We start from the raw sequence: 18,907 nt of genomic DNA on the forward strand, positions 1-18,907 counted from the left end.
AATGAAAAGTGTTTTTTCGGTGTCGTCATGTCGCAGCCGAACTTGTTCGGCAAGGACATCCATTGCGTTTCTTTTAATTGCGGTTTTATGGGGGGCTGCCTTTTGCTTTGCCCACGAGACAGACATACCCTTTGAACCCAAGAAGCCGGAAAAGCCGCTGCGGTTCTGTACCGCCGCCAAGCAGTGGGTGGAATACGCGAGCAAGGATACGAACCTGGTAGAAATCACGAACATGAAGGGGCTGCGCATGGACCTGCGTTATGGGACTTTTAACAACGTAACGGGGCATGACATGTACTGCGGAATCCAGCGGGCGTTCGTGCACCGCGATGCCTTGCCGAAGTTGAAGCGTTCACTTTCACTTATCGCGAAGGAACTGCCCGGTTACACGCTCGTGATATTCGATGCGGCGCGCCCGATGTACGCGCAATCCGCGCTCAAGCAGGCGGTTGTGGGAACGCCTTACACGAATTATGTATCGTCGGGAAAGACGGGCGGGCTCCACAATTACGGCCTCGCGCTGGACCTTTCGCTGGCTGATTCCACGGGCGCTTTGCTCGACATGGGAACAGATTTCGATTCGTTCGAGCGCTGTGCGGGCGAGGTGGGCGAGGCAGATGCTCTCAAGAGCGGGCGACTCACGCAACAGCAGGTCGATAACCGCAAGCTCTTGCGCAGCATCATGAAGCGTGCCGGCTGGGTTTCGCTTTCAAGCGAATGGTGGCACTTTAACGCCTACACGCGGGCCTATACCAAGGAACACTACCCGCTGTTCCCGATGTAAACCGGCTATTGAATGGTTCGCCTATAATACGGGTTACTTTATCGCCATTGCCGCGTTTAGCAACTTGACGGAAACGCCTTTTGACCGGAGAAACTGGGCAATTTTTTTCTTTTCGGTCGCAAATTTCCTGTTTGCTCGTGCTTCTCCGCGCTTTTCTCCTTCAGCGCGTCCTTCCGCGCGTCCTTTGGCACGCCCTTCTGCAAGACCTTTCTCTAGTCCTTCTGCGCGGCCCTTGTTGCGTGCGTAGCTCATGCATGCGTTGTATTCATCCCTGTCAATCATACCCGTCGCGACCTCCGTAATAAACCTTGCCTTCGCCTTGCTGACCAGTAACTGCCTGTAGACTGCCCTCACGACCTTGTCTACGCCGTGCGGCATGGCATTTGCTGTCGGCATGTTCCTGAATAGTTCTATCCACTGGTTTTCCAGTGATTCGCCCTCCTGTGGGACATACCGGGTCAAGTCTATGATAATATACTTTTTCTTAGGATAGACCGTCAAGGGGTGGGGCTTTCCCACGTCGGCAGTGCGGAAAAGCGCCAGTTCTTCGCGAAAATGCCTGCAGAACGGCACCCTGAAGTTACAGATCCATATGGAATACACCGTCGGCATGAGGTAGGGGTGTTCTTCCCGCTGTTTCACGGTTGCCTCGGCATCCATCGCAATTTTTGCGTTGGCAGAAAGCAGCATGGAGTATAGCTCGATGCGATCTAGGAAATCCTCTTGAATTGCACGTTGCATCTCTACGTCGATGAACTTCCCGCACATTGTCCTTGCGTGTATGTCGAAACTGCCCGATTTCTCGTTGCCAGCCTGGTTCCGCAACTTGACTGTCGGCTTGAGGTGGTCGACGGACTTTATCCTGCGATCCCCTTCAAGGTGCAAGACCGCATTCAAGAAGTGGATGAGGTTCTTCTTGTTCTTGAAGATTTTCTTGAATACAGGGTCGTATGTCGGATCGAAGAATTTTTTCTTGCGGATCTCCGCTTCCTTCTCTCTAATTTTCTGTTGGCGAGTCTTTTCCATGCCCCTATAATTGCAAGAAGCGTGCCAATCAAGAAATGGCGAATTTGTACGAAAAACGGCATTCTCAGGAAGTGCGACCTGCTGATTAATCGCTTAAATCACTGATTTATGGATTTTAATCAGTAAGGGGCAATGTCTTGATGCTGGCGCGCTTGAGGCGGTCGTTCAGGGCGATGCCGATTCCCTTGTTGGGTATCGGGTCCACAAGAATCAGATCGTAATCGGGCGTATCCAGGTCGTGCATGTAGGCGTATAGCCTTGCGGTCGCCTCGGTCATGTCACCCGTTGCAGACAAGTTCACTGTGGCAGGAATCGCTCCGGCCTGGTTCCCGAACGCGATGCGCGCAGTATGCTCCGGCAGTTTGTAACCTGCGGGCACTTCTCCGAAATAGAGCGGCACCTGCGGGCGGTAATGCGTATCGCACTGTCCCGGCGCCTGCATCGCCTGCCCGGGCTTGCTTGTGGATTCCTTGACGGCGACTTCGCCGAGCACCGCCTTGAACATCTCGGGCGTAATCGCCCCCGGGCGGAGCACTGTCGGCACATCTCCGGCAAGCGAGATGATGGCGCTTTCGACCCCTACGGAGCACGGCCCGCCATCGACGATTCCCGCAATGCGGTCCGCAAGCTGTGCGGCTACGTGCTCTGCGGTCGTTGGGCTCACGTGCTTGAACAGGTTTGCGCTCGGGGCTGCAAGCGGGAGTCCCGATTTCTTGATAATCGCCTGCGCTACGGGGTGGCTCGGGAACCTTACCGCCACCGAGGGCAGCCCGCTCGTGCAAAGGTCGGGGATGCAGTCCTTCTTCGGGAGGATGATGGTCATCGGGCCTGGCCAGAAGGCTTCCGCCAGCCGGTATGCGCTTTTGGGAATGTCGCGGGCGACGTTCTCCAGTTCCGCGATGTCGGCAATATGCACGATAAGCGGGTCAAACGTCGGGCGCTCCTTGGCGGCAAAAATCTTCGCAAGCGCTTCGGGGTTGTATGCGTTCCCCGCAAGCCCATAGACGGTCTCTGTCGGGATGGCGACGACCTCGCCGGCCTTTAGCAGGTCGGCTGCTTCCGAAACGCTTGTCCAAGGAGGGAATTTCATTGCATTCCCAAAAATAGAAAATGGATGGTAAGTTTTTACCATCCATTAAATATTGTTGTGATGTTTGCCGGGCGCGAGCCCTAGTGCTTTATGCCGGGTTGCTCGGTGCTGCAGGTTCGTCCTTGCGGCCGAAGGCAAACACCTTGTCGCATGCTCCGTTAAAGCGCTTCCAGATCTTGTCGGACTGTTCGCGGGGAACCGCACCGACTTCCTTCCACAGCCTGCGCAGGTGCTTCACCTTGTTCATCGCGGCGGCGACGGTGGCCTCGCTCAGGTCGGTGAGCAGGTCTTCGGCCTGTTCGCACAGGAGCTGCTTCTTCTGGAGGTTGTTCTCGCGGGCCTGTTCCTGGATGTCAAGCTGGTCGCGGCGGCGGGTAAAGAAGTCGTCGCAGGCGCTACGGAATTCCTTGTGGATTTCGGAATCCTCGACGCCGCAAGATCCGAGCTCGCGCCATTCCTTTTGAATGTCGCGGACTGCGTCGGCGAGTTGGTTGGAACCGGCGCTTTCGGCGAACTGCTTCACCTTGCCAATCAGTTCTAGCTTGCGGGCCTTGATTTTGTCGAGTTGCTTCTTGAGGCCTTCGTCGCTTGCTGCCATGGCGGTAATGAACAGGTTCATCTTGGAATTGTACCGCTCGTTGATAGCCTCGACGGATTCCTTCGGCACCATGCCGATGGCCTTCCATTCCTCGCGGATGGCCTTGATGGCTTCGGTCGTTTCTGCAGTTACGTTGTTTGTATCCATCGCGTCGAGCTTGTCGCAAAGGGCGACCTTCTTCGCTAGATTGGCCTGCTTCTCGTTGTCCATCTCCTCGAAGTGGCTGCGCTTCTTGTCGAAGAATGCGTCGCACGCACTGCGGAAGCGGGTCCAGATTTCCTCGGACTTGCTCTTGGGCACGGGACCGGTGGCCTTCCAGGCATCCTGCAACTGCTTGAGCTTGTTGGAGGTCGCGTTCCAGTCGGTAGATTCCTTGAGAGCCTCGGCTTCCTCGATAAGTTTCAACTTCTTCTCGAGGTTCGTCTCGCGGTTCTGGTCTTCTTGCTTGATGCTTTCCTTGTACTGGGCAAAGAATGCGTTCGATGCGGCCTTGAACCTTTCGATAAGCGCGTTCAGGCTTTCCTTGGGCACCATGCCGATGTTCTTCCAGTTTTCCTGGATTTCCTGCATGGCCTTGTACTTGTCCTTCCAGAAGATTGTGGTGTCGGCGACCAGGTCCTCGATCTTCTTGCAGAGTTCCTGCTTGCTTTCGAGGTTCTTCTGGCGTTCGACTTCACGTTCTTCGATAAACTGCGAGCAGTTGTCGCGAATCTGGGTAAACAGGGCCTGGAACTTGTCGCGGAATTCCGCGAACTTCGCAGGGGAGACGGGGCCGATGTTCTTCCACTTGTTGCTGAATTCGCGCAGCTTGTTGAGCACGTCCTGGCTACCGGGTTCCTTGGCGAGCATTTCCATCTCTTCGAGGATGCCTGCACGGTCCTTCTCGTTGTGCCAGGATTCCCACTGGCGCATTTCCTGGAAGCGCTCGGTAGCGCTCTTGTACTCGAGCCACAGGTCGTGGTACTTGAACTTCTGTTCGCCCACGATGTTCTTCCATTCGGCGAACGTGTCGCGGAGCTTCTGGCTCAGGTTCTTGAAGTCTTCGTTCTCGTCGAAGCCCTTTACGCGCTCGATAAGCTTGCGGAGCTTTTCGGCGTTTTCTTCGTAGCGCTTCTGGGCGGTCTCTTCGAAGGCCGCAATCTTTTCCTTGAGCTTGTTGCGCAGGGCGTTGTAACTCTGGAGGTTCAGGTCGGAACCTTCGAGGAGCGGGAGCTTTTCCCATTCGCGCACGATGGAGTGCACGTGCTTCAGGGTCGTTTCCGAAACTTCGGAATCGGCGATGGCCTGCAGCATGTCAAGCAACTGCTTGCGGGCCTTGTCCTCGTCGGCGGTGTCAACTTCCGTTTCGGTAACTGCGGTGTCGGCCTTCTTGAGTTCCTGGCTCTTGAGGAGGGCGAGATTGAAGCGCTTTACCGATTCTGCATCCATGATGGACTTCTTCTCGTTCCATTCGGCAACGATTTCGGCGATGCGGTCTGCCTTTTCGCTTGCATTGTCAGAGGCGATGATGCCCTCGAATTCTTCAAGGAGGGCAGAAAGCTGCTGTTTGCTCTCCTCCTTCTCGGCATTCGCCTTTTCGGCGGCAGCGCGTTCGGCATCGGCTTCGGCGAGGAACTTCTTGTAGCTTGCGTAGATTTCGTCAAGGGTTGCCTGCTTGTCGCCCATGCCGAGGGTTTTCGCCTCGTTCATCAGGGCTTCGAACTGGTCCTTGACCTCTTGCGGGTTCTTTTTGCCGGCGAGCGAGTGCGCCTGCTGGATAAGCGCGTTCCTCTTGCCGTTGAGCAGGGCTTCGGCCCTCTTGCCGCCGTCTTCGACTTCCTTCTTGGCGCGGATCTTTTCGATGGCGATTTTCCTTACAGAGGAGTGCTTCGAGCTCTTCGAAATATCCGTGAGCGAGGATTCCGATTCAATGCGGTCCACTGCGGTCTTTGCGATTTCTTCCTTGGCATCCTTATTGGCGGCGTACGTGAGCACGTTGACCTTGCCCGTCTTCTTGATGAGTTCCAGGCGGAGCTCGGAGTTGGGCATGGATTTTGCAAGTTCTTCGGCATAGCGGGTGTCCTTGATGTCGTCTACGTACTTGAGTACTTCCTCGTTTGCCGGTTCACGATAGTCCTTGAGCATCTTGGTGACTTCTTCAAAATAACGCGATTCAGCCAAGCGACGTACACCTGCCTCGCTGTCCTTCTTCGAAATTGCCGAAAGGGACGGAATCAGGGTAAGTTTTTTAACGGCTGCGGTTCTAACGCTACTATCTTCATCCGAAAGGGCAATGCGTTCCAAGGTGCTCTGTTCGCGAACGTCCATGTCTTCGACAGCTTCGAGTCGCTTTTCAGGGTTGGAATTCTGCCATTTCGGTCTCAATGCATCCAATAAGCTCATAGGAATCTCCAGTAAGTTGGCGGGCCTTGATAAGGTCCGTGTATCATAATCTAAATAAAAAGATTACAAGTGGTTTAAGAAAATCTTGTTTTTTTGGCAAATAAACGGGTAGAAACGGGGTGCAGTTTACCTATCTTTGGGGGTAAAATGGCAAAACGCATACCCAAAACGGAAGCGCCCGAGCAAATTCGAGTGAAACACGCCCCGGAAACCCTGGAGCGGTTCTGCGAGGTGTATATCCCGCAGGCGCCCTCCGTCTATACTTACGGGGTTCCTTCCGGGCTGTTTGCCGGCCCTGAAATCCGGCGGGGGAGCGTGGTCTGGGTGCAGTTTGCCACCCGCAAGGCACCGTCGCTTGCGGTTGTCGCGAAGGTACATACGGAAAGGCCCGCGTTCAACGTGCGGTGCGCCTACCCGCATGCGTCGGGCTACGTTTTTAACGAGCGGTACATGGAATCGCTCGAATGGGTGGCGCGTTACTATATAAGCACGCCGATGAAGGCGCTGGACGTGTTCTGGCCTGCCGATTTCGGAAAGTATCTCGATGCGCTTGCGGCAAGGCAAGCGGAGGCTGGCGAAGTTTCGGGCGAGGAAGGTGCGGCTGCCCAGATGCCCGCGCGCCCCGACGTGCCTCCGCTTACCGACGAACAGCAGGTGGCGCTCGACTCGCTCGTGTCCGACCTTTCGGGTACGGGCTTCCGGGGCTCGCTCTTGCATGGTGTGACCGGTTCCGGCAAGACGCGCGTGTATCAGGAACTTGCCTACGAGGCGTTGAACCGCGGGTTGCGCGTCTTGATTCTCGTTCCCGAAATCGGGCTCACCCCGCAGACGGCGGGCCGGTTCGAGGACTTTTTGCGGGTGCCCGTGCACGTGCTGCACTCGGCGCTCTCCGCCCCGAAGCGGCGCGAATCCTTCGTCTCGATTCTGGAAGGGAGCGCGCGTGTGGTTCTCGGGACCCGGAGCGCGATACTTGCACCGTTCGATTTCGATGTCGTGATTCTCGACGAGGAACACGATTCCTCGTTCAAGCAGCAGGACCCCGCCCCGCGCTACCATACCCGCGAACTCGCGTTCCACCTGGCCTACAAGTACGGGGCGCTCGTGGTACTCGGGAGCGCGACCCCCTGCATCGAGACCTTCCATAACGCAAGTACAGATAAATTAAAATACCTCAAGTTGCAGAAGCGCGCGACGTCGGCGAGCCTGCCCGAGGTGAGCATCGTCGATATGGGGAAGGTCTGCCAGCAGAAGGGGATCCTCATGTCGCCCGATTTGCGCGACGCCCTCGTGAAGTGCGTTGCGGATGGCGACCAGGCGATTGTGCTTATGAACCGCCGCGGGTATTCCAAGGTCCGCATTTGCGGGGAATGTGGCGAGACGCTCTACTGCAAAAACTGCCATGTGCCGCTCGTTTACCACAGGCAGTACAATTCCCTGCTGTGCCACTACTGCGGGCTGCTTTACCCGGTGAACACGCCGTGCCGTGCCTGCGGGGCCGAAACATACGAGTTCGTGGGCGGTGCCATCGAAAAGCTCGAGGAAGAAATCCTGGAGTGGGTGCCGGATGCAAAGATTGTGCGCATGGACCGCGATACCACGCAGAACGTGGGCTCGGTCGAGAAAATTCTGGAATCGTTCCGGAATGGCGAATACAACATTCTGCTCGGCACGCAGATGGTCGCGAAGGGCCACGATTTCCCGGGCGTGAAACTCGTGGGCGTTGTGGGTGCCGACAGCGGTTTCGGGATGCCCGATTTCCGCAGTACGGAGAGGCTGTTCCAGTTGCTGAGCCAGACGGCGGGGCGTGCGGGCCGTGCTGGGGGGACGGGTCGCGTGCTTATCCAGACGCAGAACCCGAACGAGCCGGTGATGAACTTCGCGCTCCACCACGACTTTGCGGGCTTTGCCGAGATGGAAACCCGCGACCGCAAGGATGCATTCTATCCGCCGTTCTGCAAGATGGTGGAGGTCTCCTTCGGGAGCCGTGACGAGGGCGCCCTGCGCGATGCTGTCGCCCGCGTGGAAGCGCTTTGCCGTGCCGAAAAGAGCCTGATGGTCATGGGCCCGGTGGATGCGTTTATCCCCGTGGTGCAGAACGTTCGCTGGGTAAAACTGTACCTGAAGTCGAACGACCTCTCGGCGGTGCGCCGAATCCTTTCGCCTGTCGTGAACGCGCCGAAACCCGTGTTCCCCAGCGTGGATATTAAGGTGGAAATCGAATAAAGAAAGGGTCCCGGTAAAAACCGGAACCCTGTTTTGAAATTGCGCGCGATGTATTAGCCGCAGTAGAAGTACGTTTTCACGAGCTTCTGCATGGCGGTCTTGGACTTCGTGACTTGGGCGCGGAGCGTCTTGTCCTTGAAGGCCTTGAGCTGGGCCATGATGCCGTCGATCATGGCGGGGCTGAACACGCCGAATTCCTCGTACACCTTCCTCTGCTTGGCAAGGCAGTCGGCAGATGCCCAGCAGCTGTCGGGCAGAGTGTCGAGCTTGCTCAAGAGCTTTGCGTTTTCCTTCTTGTGGATGTTCACGTTCACGTAGGTCTGTTCGGCCACCTTCAGGCCGTCCTTGAGGGAGAGGCCGTAGCGGCAGGCGACGCAGAGGCCGGCCATGAGCAGGTACACGTTGGCACTGGCATCCGGGGAGCGCTTTTCCACGGTCTGCTTCTGGTGCGTGTCGTAACTCGTGCCCTTCTCGTTCGGGTTCGCGATTTTGCAGAGGTCGGTCTTCGATGCCCAGCCGAGCGGTACGCGTACCAGCACGGAGCGGTTGCGGTCACCCCAGCACACGTTGGTCGGGGCTTCCTGGTGGGGCACCAGGCGCAGGTAAGATGTCGGGTTCTGGTTGCCGAACGCGGTGATGGACGGGGCGAGTTTCATCATGCCGGCGATGGCGCGGCGGGCGGTTTCGCTGATGACTCCGTTCTTGAGCATCTGGTTGTTGCCGTCCTTCATGATGCGCATGTGGATGTGAAGGCCCGAACCCGCCTTGCCAACGGTAATCTTCGGGGCAAACGTCACGTCGAGGCCGAGCTGTGCGCCGAGGTTACGGATAATCCACTTGGCGATGGTGAGCTGGTTGGCCGCGTCTTCTGCCGGGCAGGGGAGGAACTCGATTTCGTTCTGCTCGTAGAGCTTGCCGTCTTGCGTGAAATTGCCCACTTCGCTGTGGCCGTACTTGATCTGGCCGCCGGCCTGCGCGATGTAGAGCATGCACTGCTGGCGGAACTCGTTGAACTTCGCGAACGGTGCTGATTCGTGGTAACCCCTCTGGTCAACGGCCGGGAATTCGCCCATGTCGTCGGCAATCACGTAGTATTCCAGTTCGCCCATGGCCTGGAATTCCATGCCGGTCTCCTTCTTGAAGGCTTCGCATGCCTTGTGGAGCGTGTATTCTGGGGAAGATTCCAGCGGCTGTCCGTCCTTGTTGAAGAAGGAGCAGAGCAGGCAGAGAGTCGGGAGTTCTGCGAACGGGTCCATGAATGCGGAGGAGAATTTCGGCACCACGTAGAGGTCGGAGGAGGAGGCTTCGATGTAGCTGAACAGCGATGAACCGTCTACGCGTTCGCCGCAGCTGAGAATTTCGTCCAGGTAGTCGGCATCGTTGATGACGAAGTTGAGGGTCTTGAGACGGCCGTCTCCGCCGGCGTACATGAAGTTCAGGTGGCGGATGCCGTTGTCGAAGATGTACTTCTTGATATCTTCCTTGGTGAATTTGTCGCGAGGCTTCTTGAGGGCCGTGACGAGCGCGTTAGCGGAATAGGAGGTAGATGCCATTTATTTTCCTTTTTTTTGTTGTTTTTTTCGTTTTTTGAAAATATTGCTGTCTACAATCTACCATTTTTCTTACAAAAAAGAAAGCACTATACGAAAAATTTTTTCATATAGTGTAAAATTAGGTCATTTTGTAATTATTTACGCTAAAACGCCGAAATTGCCTACGAGGGAGAACCCCTCCCTAGTCGTTATTTTCTCTTCTTTTTGACCTTGGGCGGCGTGTAGTTGCTGCCAATCTGGCCGCCGTTGTTCTGCTTGCGGGCCATGTCGCCCACCTTCTTGAACATTTCCTTCATGTCGTCGTATTGCTTGAGCACGGCGTTCACGCGCGAAATCTCGGTGCCCGAACCCTTCGCGATGCGGTTCTTGCGGCTTCCGTCCAGAATCTGCGGTTTCTTCCTTTCCTTCGGGGTCATGGAGCTGAGGATGGCTTCCACATAAACTAACTGCTTCTCGTCAATCTGGTCGAGCGGTAGTTTGTTCAAACCCGGGATGAGCCCGAGGATATCCTTGATGCGGCCGAGCTTCTTGATGGTGCGGAGCTGGTTCAGGAAGTCGTTCAGGTCGAACGTGTTGTTGAGAATCTTCTTCTTGAGGTCCTTCGCATCTTTTTCGTCAATAACCTGCTGCGCCTTTTCCACGAGGCTCACCACGTCGCCCATGCCGAGAATGCGGCTCGCCATGCGGTCGGGGTGGAACAGCTCGATATCGGGGAGCTTTTCGCCCACGCCGATAAAGCATATGGGCACGCCTGTCATCTTCTTGATGCTGAGTGCCGCACCGCCGCGGGTGTCGCCGTCCATCTTCGAGAGGCACACGCCCGTAAACGAGAGGCGCTGCCAGAAGGTCTCGGCCACGTTCACCGCTTCCTGACCGATCATCGCGTCGGCCACGAACAGGATTTCGTCGGGGTGGACGGCTTCCTTCGCCTTCTCGAGTTCCTGCATCAGCTCTTCGTCAATCTGCAGGCGGCCCGCGGTATCGTAAATCACGAGGTCGAAGCCGTTGTCCTTTGCGTACTGGTAGCCGTGCTTGATGATTTCCACCGGGTCGCCCTGGCCTTCTTCGTAGACCGGGATGCCGATGGACTTGCCGAGCACCTGCAACTGCTTGATGGCTGCAGGGCGGTACACGTCCGCTGCCACGAGGAGCGGCTTGCGTTTTTTCTTGCTGCGCATCCAGAGGGCAATCTTGCCGGCGAAGGTCGTCTTGCCGGAACCCTGGAGGCCCGCCATCATGATGCCCACCGGAGCGGGGCCGGAGAGGTTGATTTCCTTGGTTTCGCCACCCATGACGGCCACAAGCTCGTCGTGGATGATTTTCACAATCTGCTGACCGGGGGTCACGGAATTGAGAACCTCGCTACCGAGGGCCTTTTCCTTGACGGCCTTCACGAAGTCGCGGGTCACGTTGAAGTTCACGTCTGCTTCGAGGAATGCTCGGCGCACTTCGCGCAGCGATTCGGCGACGTTTTCTTCGGTGAGCTTGCCCTGCCCGCGCAGGTTCTTGAGGGTAGATTCTAGAGAGTCGGTCAGCTGTGAAAACATAGTGAGCGCAAATATAGAATATTAGACGAAAGACTATAGACGAAAGACGATAGAGTTGCCGGTATAAATGCTAAATTTGTCAGCCATGAAGCCGTTAAGTGAGCGCACAGAGACCTTTACCGATTCCGTTATCCGCAGAATGACCCGCATTGCGAACGCTTGCGGGGCGATAAACCTTTCGCAGGGGTTCCCGGATTTCGACCCGCCGGAAGCACTGACGAGGCGCTTGGCAGAAATTGCCCCCGTGGGCCCACACCAGTATGCGATTACGTTTGGTGCGCAGAATTTCCGTGAGGCGCTGAGCGACAAGCAGTTCCATTTTAGCGGATTGCGTTACGACCCGCAAACGGAAATCGTCATTACCTGCGGCAGCACCGAGGCGATGATGGCCTCGATGATGTCGGTCTGCAACCCCGGCGACAAGGTCGTGCTGTTCTCGCCTTTTTATGAGAACTATTCTGCCGACACGATCCTCTGCGGGGCGACTCCTGTCTATGTGCCGCTTTCTCCGGTGGATCTGAGCTTCGATGCCGATGTCCTGGAAAGCGCCATGAAACAGCCGGGCGTGAAGGCTCTCGTGCTGTGCAATCCGGCGAACCCGAGCGGGAAGGTCTTTACCCGCGAGGAACTTTCGGTAATCGCCTCCCTGGCAGTGAAGTATGACCTGTACGTGATTACGGACGAAGTGTACGAGCATATCATCTACGCGCCTCACCGTCACATGTATATATCGACGCTTCCGGGAATGTTCGAACGCACTATCGAGTGCAGTAGCCTGAGCAAGACTTATTCAATTACTGGCTGGCGTCTCGGATACGTGCTTGCCGCGGCCCCCGTGATGGACCGCGTCAAGAAAGTCCACGACTTTTTGACGGTCGGCGCCGCCGCCCCGCTCATGGAGGCTGCCGTGACAGCACTCCGCTTCGATGATTCGTACTACGCGGGCCTGCAGGCGCACTATACGCACATGAAGCAGCTGTTTACGGATGGTTTGCGGAACCTGGGGCTCCGCTTTTCCGAACCGCAGGGTGCTTACTTTGTCCTAATTGATATTTCTGAATTTGGCTATGGCGCGCGCAATTCCCGTGCTGGGTCAAACGTTCTTCTTGATGGCGGCAAGTTGCCCGACGAACAGTTCTGCATCGACATGGCGCAGAAGGTGGGCGTTGCCGCGGTGCCGGGTTCCAGCTTCTTTCGGGAACCGGTGGACCACCTGGTGCGCCTCCACTTTGCCAAGAAGGACGAGACCCTCTACGAGGCGCTGAATCGTCTTGAAAATCTTAAAAATCTGAAGCGGTGATTGCTTGGGCGGTTTGCCCCAGGGAACCGCTAAAAAATAACCGGTATACAAAAATTTCAAAGGGTAGGTAAAGTAACTTTTATTGACATTTTGTGTACGAAAAATATAAGCAAATAAAAATAATGAAAACATATGAGTGTGCGATTTTCTGTTAAATTCCTATTTTTGGGCCATGAATTACAAGAATGAAGAAGTTTTCAACCGTGCGTTCCGAAAATTGATGCTTGAATTGCGTAAGAACATGCTGTGCTCGCAGACGGCCCTTTCGAAATGTGTAGGTGTTACGCGGCAGGCGATATCGATGATGGAATGCGGCAAGCGGTTGCCTTCGTTGCAAGGCTTTTGTGAACTTGCCCAGGGGGTGGGGCTGACTCCGGCTCAGCTCATGAACTGGCTGGAACGGATTTGCGAGGTGGAATCCAATGCTGCAAGGCCAGATGTCAGGAATATAAATATGGCTTTGGAGTATGTGAGAAACGCGAAAGAGAGCGCAAACTCGGCAAAATGCGTATAATTTTGAAACGTTGCTACAGAGTGTTTTATTTTTAAACACTCTTTTGCCTGCTTTTAGGCGATTTGAGGCGCCTTTTTACCATATAAATACAAACATCGTGCCTAAAACTAGGTTTGGCACACCTTTTGCTAATAATTGGGCGAACAAAAATAGTCCAGTTTGGACCAAGGTTTAAACAAAGGGCCCCGCGAAAGCGGCCGTCCGCAAAAAAGGAAAAGTGAAAATGATCAAGCCTTTAGCAGATCGAATCGTTGTCAAGCCGGCAGAAGCCGAACAGAAGACCTCCTCGGGTCTCTTCATTCCGGATAACGCCAAGGAAAAGCCCATGCAGGGCAAGGTCGTGGCCGTGGGCCCGGGCCGCAAGAACGACAAGGGCGAAATCGTCCCGATGGAAGTCAAGGTGGGCGACGTGGTGCTCTACGGCAAGTACAGCGGCACCGAAGTCACCGTTGATGGCGAAAACTACCTCATTGTGAAGGAACCGGACGTCATCGCGACGCTCTAATCAAAAAAAGTTTATAAAAAAGGAAAAACAAAATGGCAAAGCAACTCAAGTTTGATGTGGCGGCTCGCGAATCCCTCATGAAGGGCGTGGACAAGCTCGCCAACGCAGTCAAGGTAACTCTCGGCCCCAAGGGCCGTAACGTGATGATCGCCCGCTCCTTCGGTGCCCCGAACGTGACGAAGGACGGCGTGACTGTCGCTAAGGAAGTGGAACTGGAAGACGCCTACGAAAATCTCGGCGCCCAGATGGCCAAGGAAGTCGCGAACAAGACTTCTGATGCCGCCGGTGACGGTACCACCACCGCTACGGTTTTGGCCCAGGCCATCACCCGCGAAGGCCTCAAGAACGTGGCCGCCGGTGCAAACCCGATGGACATCAAGCGCGGTATGGACGCTGCGGTTGACGCCGTCATCAAGGAAATCGGCAAGATGGCCGTGAAGATCAACGGCAAGGAACACATTGCCCAGGTCGCTACCATCTCCGCGAACAACGACCCCGAAATCGGTGACTTGCTCGCCAACGCCATGGAAAAGGTCGGCAACGACGGTGTCATCACCATCGAAGAGTCCAAGACCGCCGACACGGTGCTCGACGTTGTCGAAGGTATGCAGTTCGACCGCGGCTACCTCTCTCCTTACTTTGTCACCAACACCGACAGCATGGAAGTCTCCCTCGAGAATCCGTACATCCTGTTGTACGACAAGAAGATTTCTACCATGAAGGATTTGCTCCCGATGCTCGAACACGTGGCAAAGCAGGGCAAGTCTCTCCTCATCATCGCCGAAGACGTGGATGGCGAAGCTCTCGCAACGCTCGTCGTGAACAAGATGCGTGGCACCCTGAAGGTCGCCGCCGTCAAGGCCCCGGGCTTCGGTGACCGTCGCAAGGCCATGCTCGAAGACATCGCTATCCTCACTGGCGGTATGCTGGTTTCCGAAGACACGGGCGCCAAGCTCGAAGATGCTCCGGTCACCGTTCTTGGCCAGGCCAAGTCCATCACCATCACGAAGGACAACACCACGATTGTGGAAGGTGCCGGTGATGCTGCCTCCATCAAGGGCCGTATCGGTCAGATCAAGAAGCAGATTGAAACCACCACGAGCGACTACGACCGCGAAAAGCTCCAGGAACGCCTGGCCAAGCTTGCCGGCGGCGTTGCCGTAATCAAGGTCGGTGCCGCTACCGAAGTCGAAATGAAGGAAAAGAAGGACCGCGTCGACGACGCCATGCACGCAACCCGCGCTGCCGTCGAAGAAGGTATCGTTCCGGGTGGTGGCGTTGCCCTCATCCGTGCCGAAAAGGCCATCGACTCCCTCAAGTTCGATAACGACGACCAGAAGACCGGTGCTGCCATCATCCGCCGCGCCATCGAAGAACCGCTCCGCCAGATCGTGCAGAACGCTGGCCTCGAAGGTTCTGTGGTGGTGAACAAGGTCAAGGAAGGCAAGGACGCCTTCGGTTACAACGCGAAGACCGACACCTACGAAGATCTCATCAAGGCTGGCGTCATCGACCCGGCTAAGGTGACCCGCACGGCCCTCAAGAACGCCTCCTCCATCGCCTCGATGATCCTCACGACTGACTGCGTGATCACCGAGAAGAAGGAACCCAAGCCGGCTGCTCCGGCCATGGACCCGGGCATGGGTGGCATGGGCGGCATGATGTAATAAAGATCGCTGAGCTTGTCGAAGCGCCGATAAAGATTCTCCTCCTAACAAAAAGCACTCGGTTCGAAAGAGCCGGGTGTTTTTTTTGTTGCGCTGATATATACTTGGCTTCGGATATGGCTTGCACGCTCACACGATCACTTCGTTTAAGTGTTCGCTTAGCGAGCCATATTCCTTCGCCAAGAATAAGCGAGGGCTCCGGCAGAAATTTGTTTATTGCTATGACGCAAAAAACGGGATGTGTATACCGGGAGGAAAACCTTGTGACTGTTAGTCCCTGCGGTTTTCCTTTAAACTGCAGTTCTCTATTTAGGGGGAGGGATGCTTGAACGAGGTTTATATTTTGTTGCAGCGCTGATATATACTTGGCTTCGGATATGGCTTGCACGCTCACACGATCACTTCGTTTAAGTGTTCGCTTAGCGAGCCATATTCCTCCGCCAAAAATATGCGAGGGCTCCGGCGGAAATTTGTTTATTGCTATGACGCAAAAAACGGGATGTGTATATCGGGAGGAAAACCTTGTGACTGTTAGTCCCTGCGGTTTTCCGTTAAACTGCAGTTCTCTATTTAGGGGGAGGGATGCTTGAACGAGGTTTATATTTTGTTGCAGCGCTGATATATACTTGGCTCCGGATATGGCTTGCACGCTCACACGATCACTTCGTTTAAGTGTTCGCTTAGCGAGCCATATTCCTTCGCCAAGAATAAGCGAGGACTCCGGTCCTCTGGGAGAATGCGTTGCGCCGTTTGGCAGACCAAACTGGTCACAGTTTGTAATTTGGTCTGCTGAAATAGCTTTTGCTTGTGGTAAAAGTATGCGTTTTTGTGTTTTGGGCAGACCAAAACGGACGCTTACCTTCATTTGGTCTGCTGAAAATGGAATTTACACTTGATGAGAGCTTCTTTTTACTGTAAATTGCGCTGCAGCACTTCGCACTTCTCGCGCTTCCTGTTTGATGCCTTGCTTATCGCAAGGCATATTAGACAAGGGAAGGCTCCGCCCTCCCTAACACCCTCCTTTCCCAAAAGCTAATGACTATTGGAGGTCGCGTTGCAGGATTTCGCACTTCTCCCTTTTCCACTCTTCAAATGTGTCGTCGGCGATATGCTGCTTGGCCTCCCGCATCAGGTGCAGGTAAAAATGCAGGTTGTGGATGCTCGCCAGCGTGAACCCGAGCGATTCTCCGGCGTGGTGCAGGTGGCGCAGGTACGCGCGGCTAAAATTACGGCAGCAGTAGCAGTCGCAATTCGGGTCCACCGGCTTGTCGAATTCCTCGGCATGGCGCGCCGCCTTGTAGCGCAGCACGCCTTCGCTCGTAAACAGCATGCCGTTGCGCGCATTGCGGGTTGGCATCACGCAGTCACACATGTCCACGCCGCGCTCGATGAGCTCCAGCAAGTTCCACGGCGTGCCCACGCCCATCACGTAGCGGGCGTGGTCCTGCGGCAGAATGTCGGTGCAAAAATCCGCAATCTCGTACATCGTCTCGGTGGGCTCGCCTACGGAAAGGCCGCCCATCGCAAAACCGTCGGGCCCGAGTTCCGCAATGCGTTCAATCGCCTGCTTGCGCAAGTTCTTGTGCATGCCACCCTGGATAATCCCGAAGAACTGCTGGTCGTACCCGTGGATGGGCGGGTGCTCCTTGAGCCATTGCATGGCTTCCGCGGTCCACTTGAGGGTGAACTTGAGGCTGTGTTCCGCCTCCTTCGCCGTACTCGGGAAGGGCGTGCACTCGTCGAGCGCCATGATGATGTCTGCGCCTATTTCGCGCTGGGCGTTCATGACGCTTGCGGGGCTAAAGAAGTGTTTTGAACCGTCAAGTATGCTCCTAAACTCGACGCCCTCCGGTGTAATCTTGCGCAAATCCTTCAGGCTCCATACCTGGAATCCGCCGCTGTCCGTGAGCACCGGGCCATCCCAAGCCATGAACTTGTGGATGCCGCCCGCCTTCGCGATGCGGGGCGTGGTGGGGCGCAGGTACAGGTGGTAGGTGTTCGCGAGGATGATTTCCGCCTTGATGTCCTTGAGCTGGGCGGGCGTGACCGCCTTGACGGTCGCCTCGGTGCCCACGGGCATAAAGATGGGGGTCGTCACGTCGCCGTGGTCGGTGTGGACCACGCCGAGGCGCGCCTTCGATTTCTTGGAAGTTTTCAGGAGTTCGAAACGGTTCATGGTTTGCGCATAAAGATAGATTTTTGCGGGCCGCCTGCGGGGCAAAATAAAAACCGCCGGGCTTGTACCCGACGGTTTTTAAGACTTGTAACCTTTACGATTAGAAGTTGAACACGGTCTCAACACCGAAGCGGAGAGCGGTGTCGTCATCGTTGTCGCCTATAGGAATGTCAACCATACCGAAGGCGGTGATGTCGAGGTTCTCGACCGGAGTCAGGTAGAGACGGCCACCGACGTCGATGGTCTTGGTGTCGTCGCGATCGTCGTCGAGGGTGTTGGTGTGGAATTCAACCGGGATACCGAACTTCATGAAGCCACCGACCTTGAGGGCGGGTTCTGCATACACGAAGAAGTATTCAGGAATTTCGGTAGACCAAGCATCACTAGCCGGAGCGTCGGTGTCGCTGATGAATGCGTAGAAGAAGGTGGTCTTGATCTGGAACATGGCCACGTCGAAGCTGGGTTCAGCCAAGATAGCGTGGGCGGTAGAGGTCCAATCCTGACCGTCGACGATGTCTTCGTCATCCAGGAGGTAGTCAGCATGGAAGCCGTACACAGCGCGGAAGCTGAAGCCACCGATGTTGATGCCAGCGTCGATACCGGCATGCAGTTCGTTGTGCTGTTCCTGCTGGTAGCTCTTGTAGTCGAAGAACGGACGCAGGTGCTGACCGGCGTAGTCGAATTCGTATGCCACGTGAGCATTGTAGACCTTGCAGCCTTCATCTTCGGCCGGGTCGCCCCAAGCGCAACGATCGTTAGCGCCACGGCCGAAGCCGAAGCCGAGTTCGAGACCGGCGAGGTCAATCTGCAGACCGCGAATGTCGTGTTCCTTCATACCGGCGGCATTGTACTGCGGATCATCGTAGCCGTAGTAGGCCTTGAATGCACCTTCCGTGAAGGTGAGGTCACCGAACTTCACAGCAAAGAAGTCGGCGGGCTTGTACTGGACGAATGCACCGTTGTAGCCGACACCCGGATTGTCAATCGGGCCGTCAGCTTCGAGACCGACGTGTGCAGACCACTTGTCGTTGAACTTCACGTCGATATTGAAGTCGAAGGTGGTCCAGTAGCTGTGGTTGAAGTCGTCGTCGTTGAGGACGTCGCCAGAGTAAATATCGAATTCGGCAGAACCGGAGAACTTCACTTCCATCTGGGCGGCGGAGGTTTCTTCGTTCATGCTGGCCTTGAGCATCGCGAAAGCGTTGCCGGCAGCGTTAGCAACTTCACCCGGATTGGTGTTTTCGGCCGGCTTGGCATCTTCGGCCTTCTTGGCTTCTTCAGCAGCCTTGGCCTCTTCGGCCTTCTTGGCTTCTTCAGCAGCCTTGGCCTCTTCGGCCTTCTTGGCTTCTTCAGCGGCCTTGGCCTCTTCAGCCTTCTTGGCTTCTTCGGCAGCCTTCACGGAATCAGCCGGGGCGGCAGCCTGTTCTGCGGGAGCCGCAGCCGGAGCGGCGGCAGGAGCCTGGGCAAACGCACCAGCGGCAGCGAGGCCGAGCACGATTGCGGAGAGCGTCATCTTCTTCATTTGTGTCTCCTTGGAAGAGA

Annotated in this window: 13 protein-coding genes; 6 read left to right on the forward strand and 7 right to left on the reverse strand. The window is 55.8% G+C overall.

Features of this window, described 5'->3' with window-relative positions; genetic code table 11:
• The first annotated feature begins 1 nt into the window (after nt 1).
• Complete coding sequence (locus BUA44_RS05880) at nt 2-784, forward strand: M15 family metallopeptidase (RefSeq protein WP_255370473.1); 783 nt, start codon at nt 2-4, stop codon at nt 782-784.
• A 33-nt stretch (nt 785-817) separates the two neighbouring features.
• Here the strand turns inward: BUA44_RS05880 and BUA44_RS05885 are convergent, their stop codons facing one another.
• From BUA44_RS05885 to BUA44_RS05895, 3 genes are all read right to left on the reverse strand, one after another.
• Nucleotides 818-1,810, reverse strand: a complete 993-nt coding sequence (locus tag BUA44_RS05885) for a PD-(D/E)XK nuclease family transposase (RefSeq protein ID WP_072809702.1) — start codon at nt 1,808-1,810, stop codon at nt 818-820.
• Nucleotides 1,811-1,925: 115 nt separating this feature from the next.
• Entirely contained in the window at nt 1,926-2,900 is a 975-nt protein-coding gene (locus tag BUA44_RS05890) for an L-threonylcarbamoyladenylate synthase (RefSeq protein WP_072809705.1), read from the reverse strand.
• 88 nt (nt 2,901-2,988) lie between these two features.
• Complete coding sequence (locus tag BUA44_RS05895) at nt 2,989-5,880, reverse strand: DUF349 domain-containing protein (protein WP_072809708.1); 2,892 nt, start codon at nt 5,878-5,880, stop codon at nt 2,989-2,991.
• Between the two features lie 147 nt (nt 5,881-6,027).
• Here BUA44_RS05895 and priA point away from each other — a divergent pair, with 147 nt between their 5' ends.
• The gene (gene priA, locus BUA44_RS05900; protein WP_072809710.1) at nt 6,028-8,103 is read left to right on the forward strand and encodes a replication restart helicase PriA; all 2,076 of its coding nucleotides are present in this window, start codon (nt 6,028-6,030) and stop codon (nt 8,101-8,103) included.
• 53 nt (nt 8,104-8,156) lie between these two features.
• On the opposite strand, the gene BUA44_RS05905 is transcribed toward priA, so the two are convergent.
• Nucleotides 8,157-9,656, reverse strand: a complete 1,500-nt coding sequence (locus BUA44_RS05905; protein WP_072809712.1) for a glutamine synthetase family protein — start codon at nt 9,654-9,656, stop codon at nt 8,157-8,159.
• Nucleotides 9,657-9,844: 188 nt separating this feature from the next.
• Nucleotides 9,845-11,203 carry a signal recognition particle protein gene (gene ffh / locus BUA44_RS05910; protein WP_072809714.1) on the reverse strand — a complete coding sequence of 453 codons (1,359 nt, stop codon included), beginning with the start codon at nt 11,201-11,203 and terminating at the stop codon, nt 9,845-9,847.
• An 85-nt stretch (nt 11,204-11,288) separates the two neighbouring features.
• Here ffh and BUA44_RS05915 point away from each other — a divergent pair, with 85 nt between their 5' ends.
• The 4 genes from BUA44_RS05915 (at nt 11,289) to groL (ending at nt 15,189) form a co-directional block, all read left to right on the forward strand.
• Nucleotides 11,289-12,503, forward strand: a complete 1,215-nt coding sequence (locus BUA44_RS05915; RefSeq protein WP_072809717.1) for a pyridoxal phosphate-dependent aminotransferase — start codon at nt 11,289-11,291, stop codon at nt 12,501-12,503.
• Nucleotides 12,504-12,675: 172 nt separating this feature from the next.
• Nucleotides 12,676-13,017 carry a helix-turn-helix domain-containing protein gene (locus BUA44_RS05920; protein ID WP_139258663.1) on the forward strand — a complete coding sequence of 114 codons (342 nt, stop codon included), beginning with the start codon at nt 12,676-12,678 and terminating at the stop codon, nt 13,015-13,017.
• A 223-nt stretch (nt 13,018-13,240) separates the two neighbouring features.
• The gene (gene groES / locus BUA44_RS05925) at nt 13,241-13,522 is read left to right on the forward strand and encodes a co-chaperone GroES (protein WP_072809723.1); all 282 of its coding nucleotides are present in this window, start codon (nt 13,241-13,243) and stop codon (nt 13,520-13,522) included.
• 32 nt (nt 13,523-13,554) lie between these two features.
• Entirely contained in the window at nt 13,555-15,189 is a 1,635-nt protein-coding gene (gene groL / locus BUA44_RS05930) for a chaperonin GroEL (RefSeq protein ID WP_072809725.1), read from the forward strand.
• Between the two features lie 1,039 nt (nt 15,190-16,228).
• Here groL and tgt read toward each other — a convergent pair.
• Both tgt and BUA44_RS05940 read right to left on the reverse strand, forming a co-directional pair.
• Nucleotides 16,229-17,365: a tRNA guanosine(34) transglycosylase Tgt gene (gene tgt, locus BUA44_RS05935; protein ID WP_072809728.1), complete on the reverse strand. Its 1,137-nt coding sequence runs from the start codon at nt 17,363-17,365 to the stop codon at nt 16,229-16,231.
• 100 nt (nt 17,366-17,465) lie between these two features.
• Nucleotides 17,466-18,887, reverse strand: coding sequence for a hypothetical protein (locus tag BUA44_RS05940; protein ID WP_143151883.1), 1,422 nt, complete (start codon nt 18,885-18,887; stop codon nt 17,466-17,468).
• Between the last annotated feature and the right edge of the window lie 20 nt (nt 18,888-18,907).

Origin of the sequence: Fibrobacter sp. UWR3, from assembly GCF_900143055.1 — a bacterium.
GTDB lineage: Bacteria > Fibrobacterota > Fibrobacteria > Fibrobacterales > Fibrobacteraceae > Fibrobacter.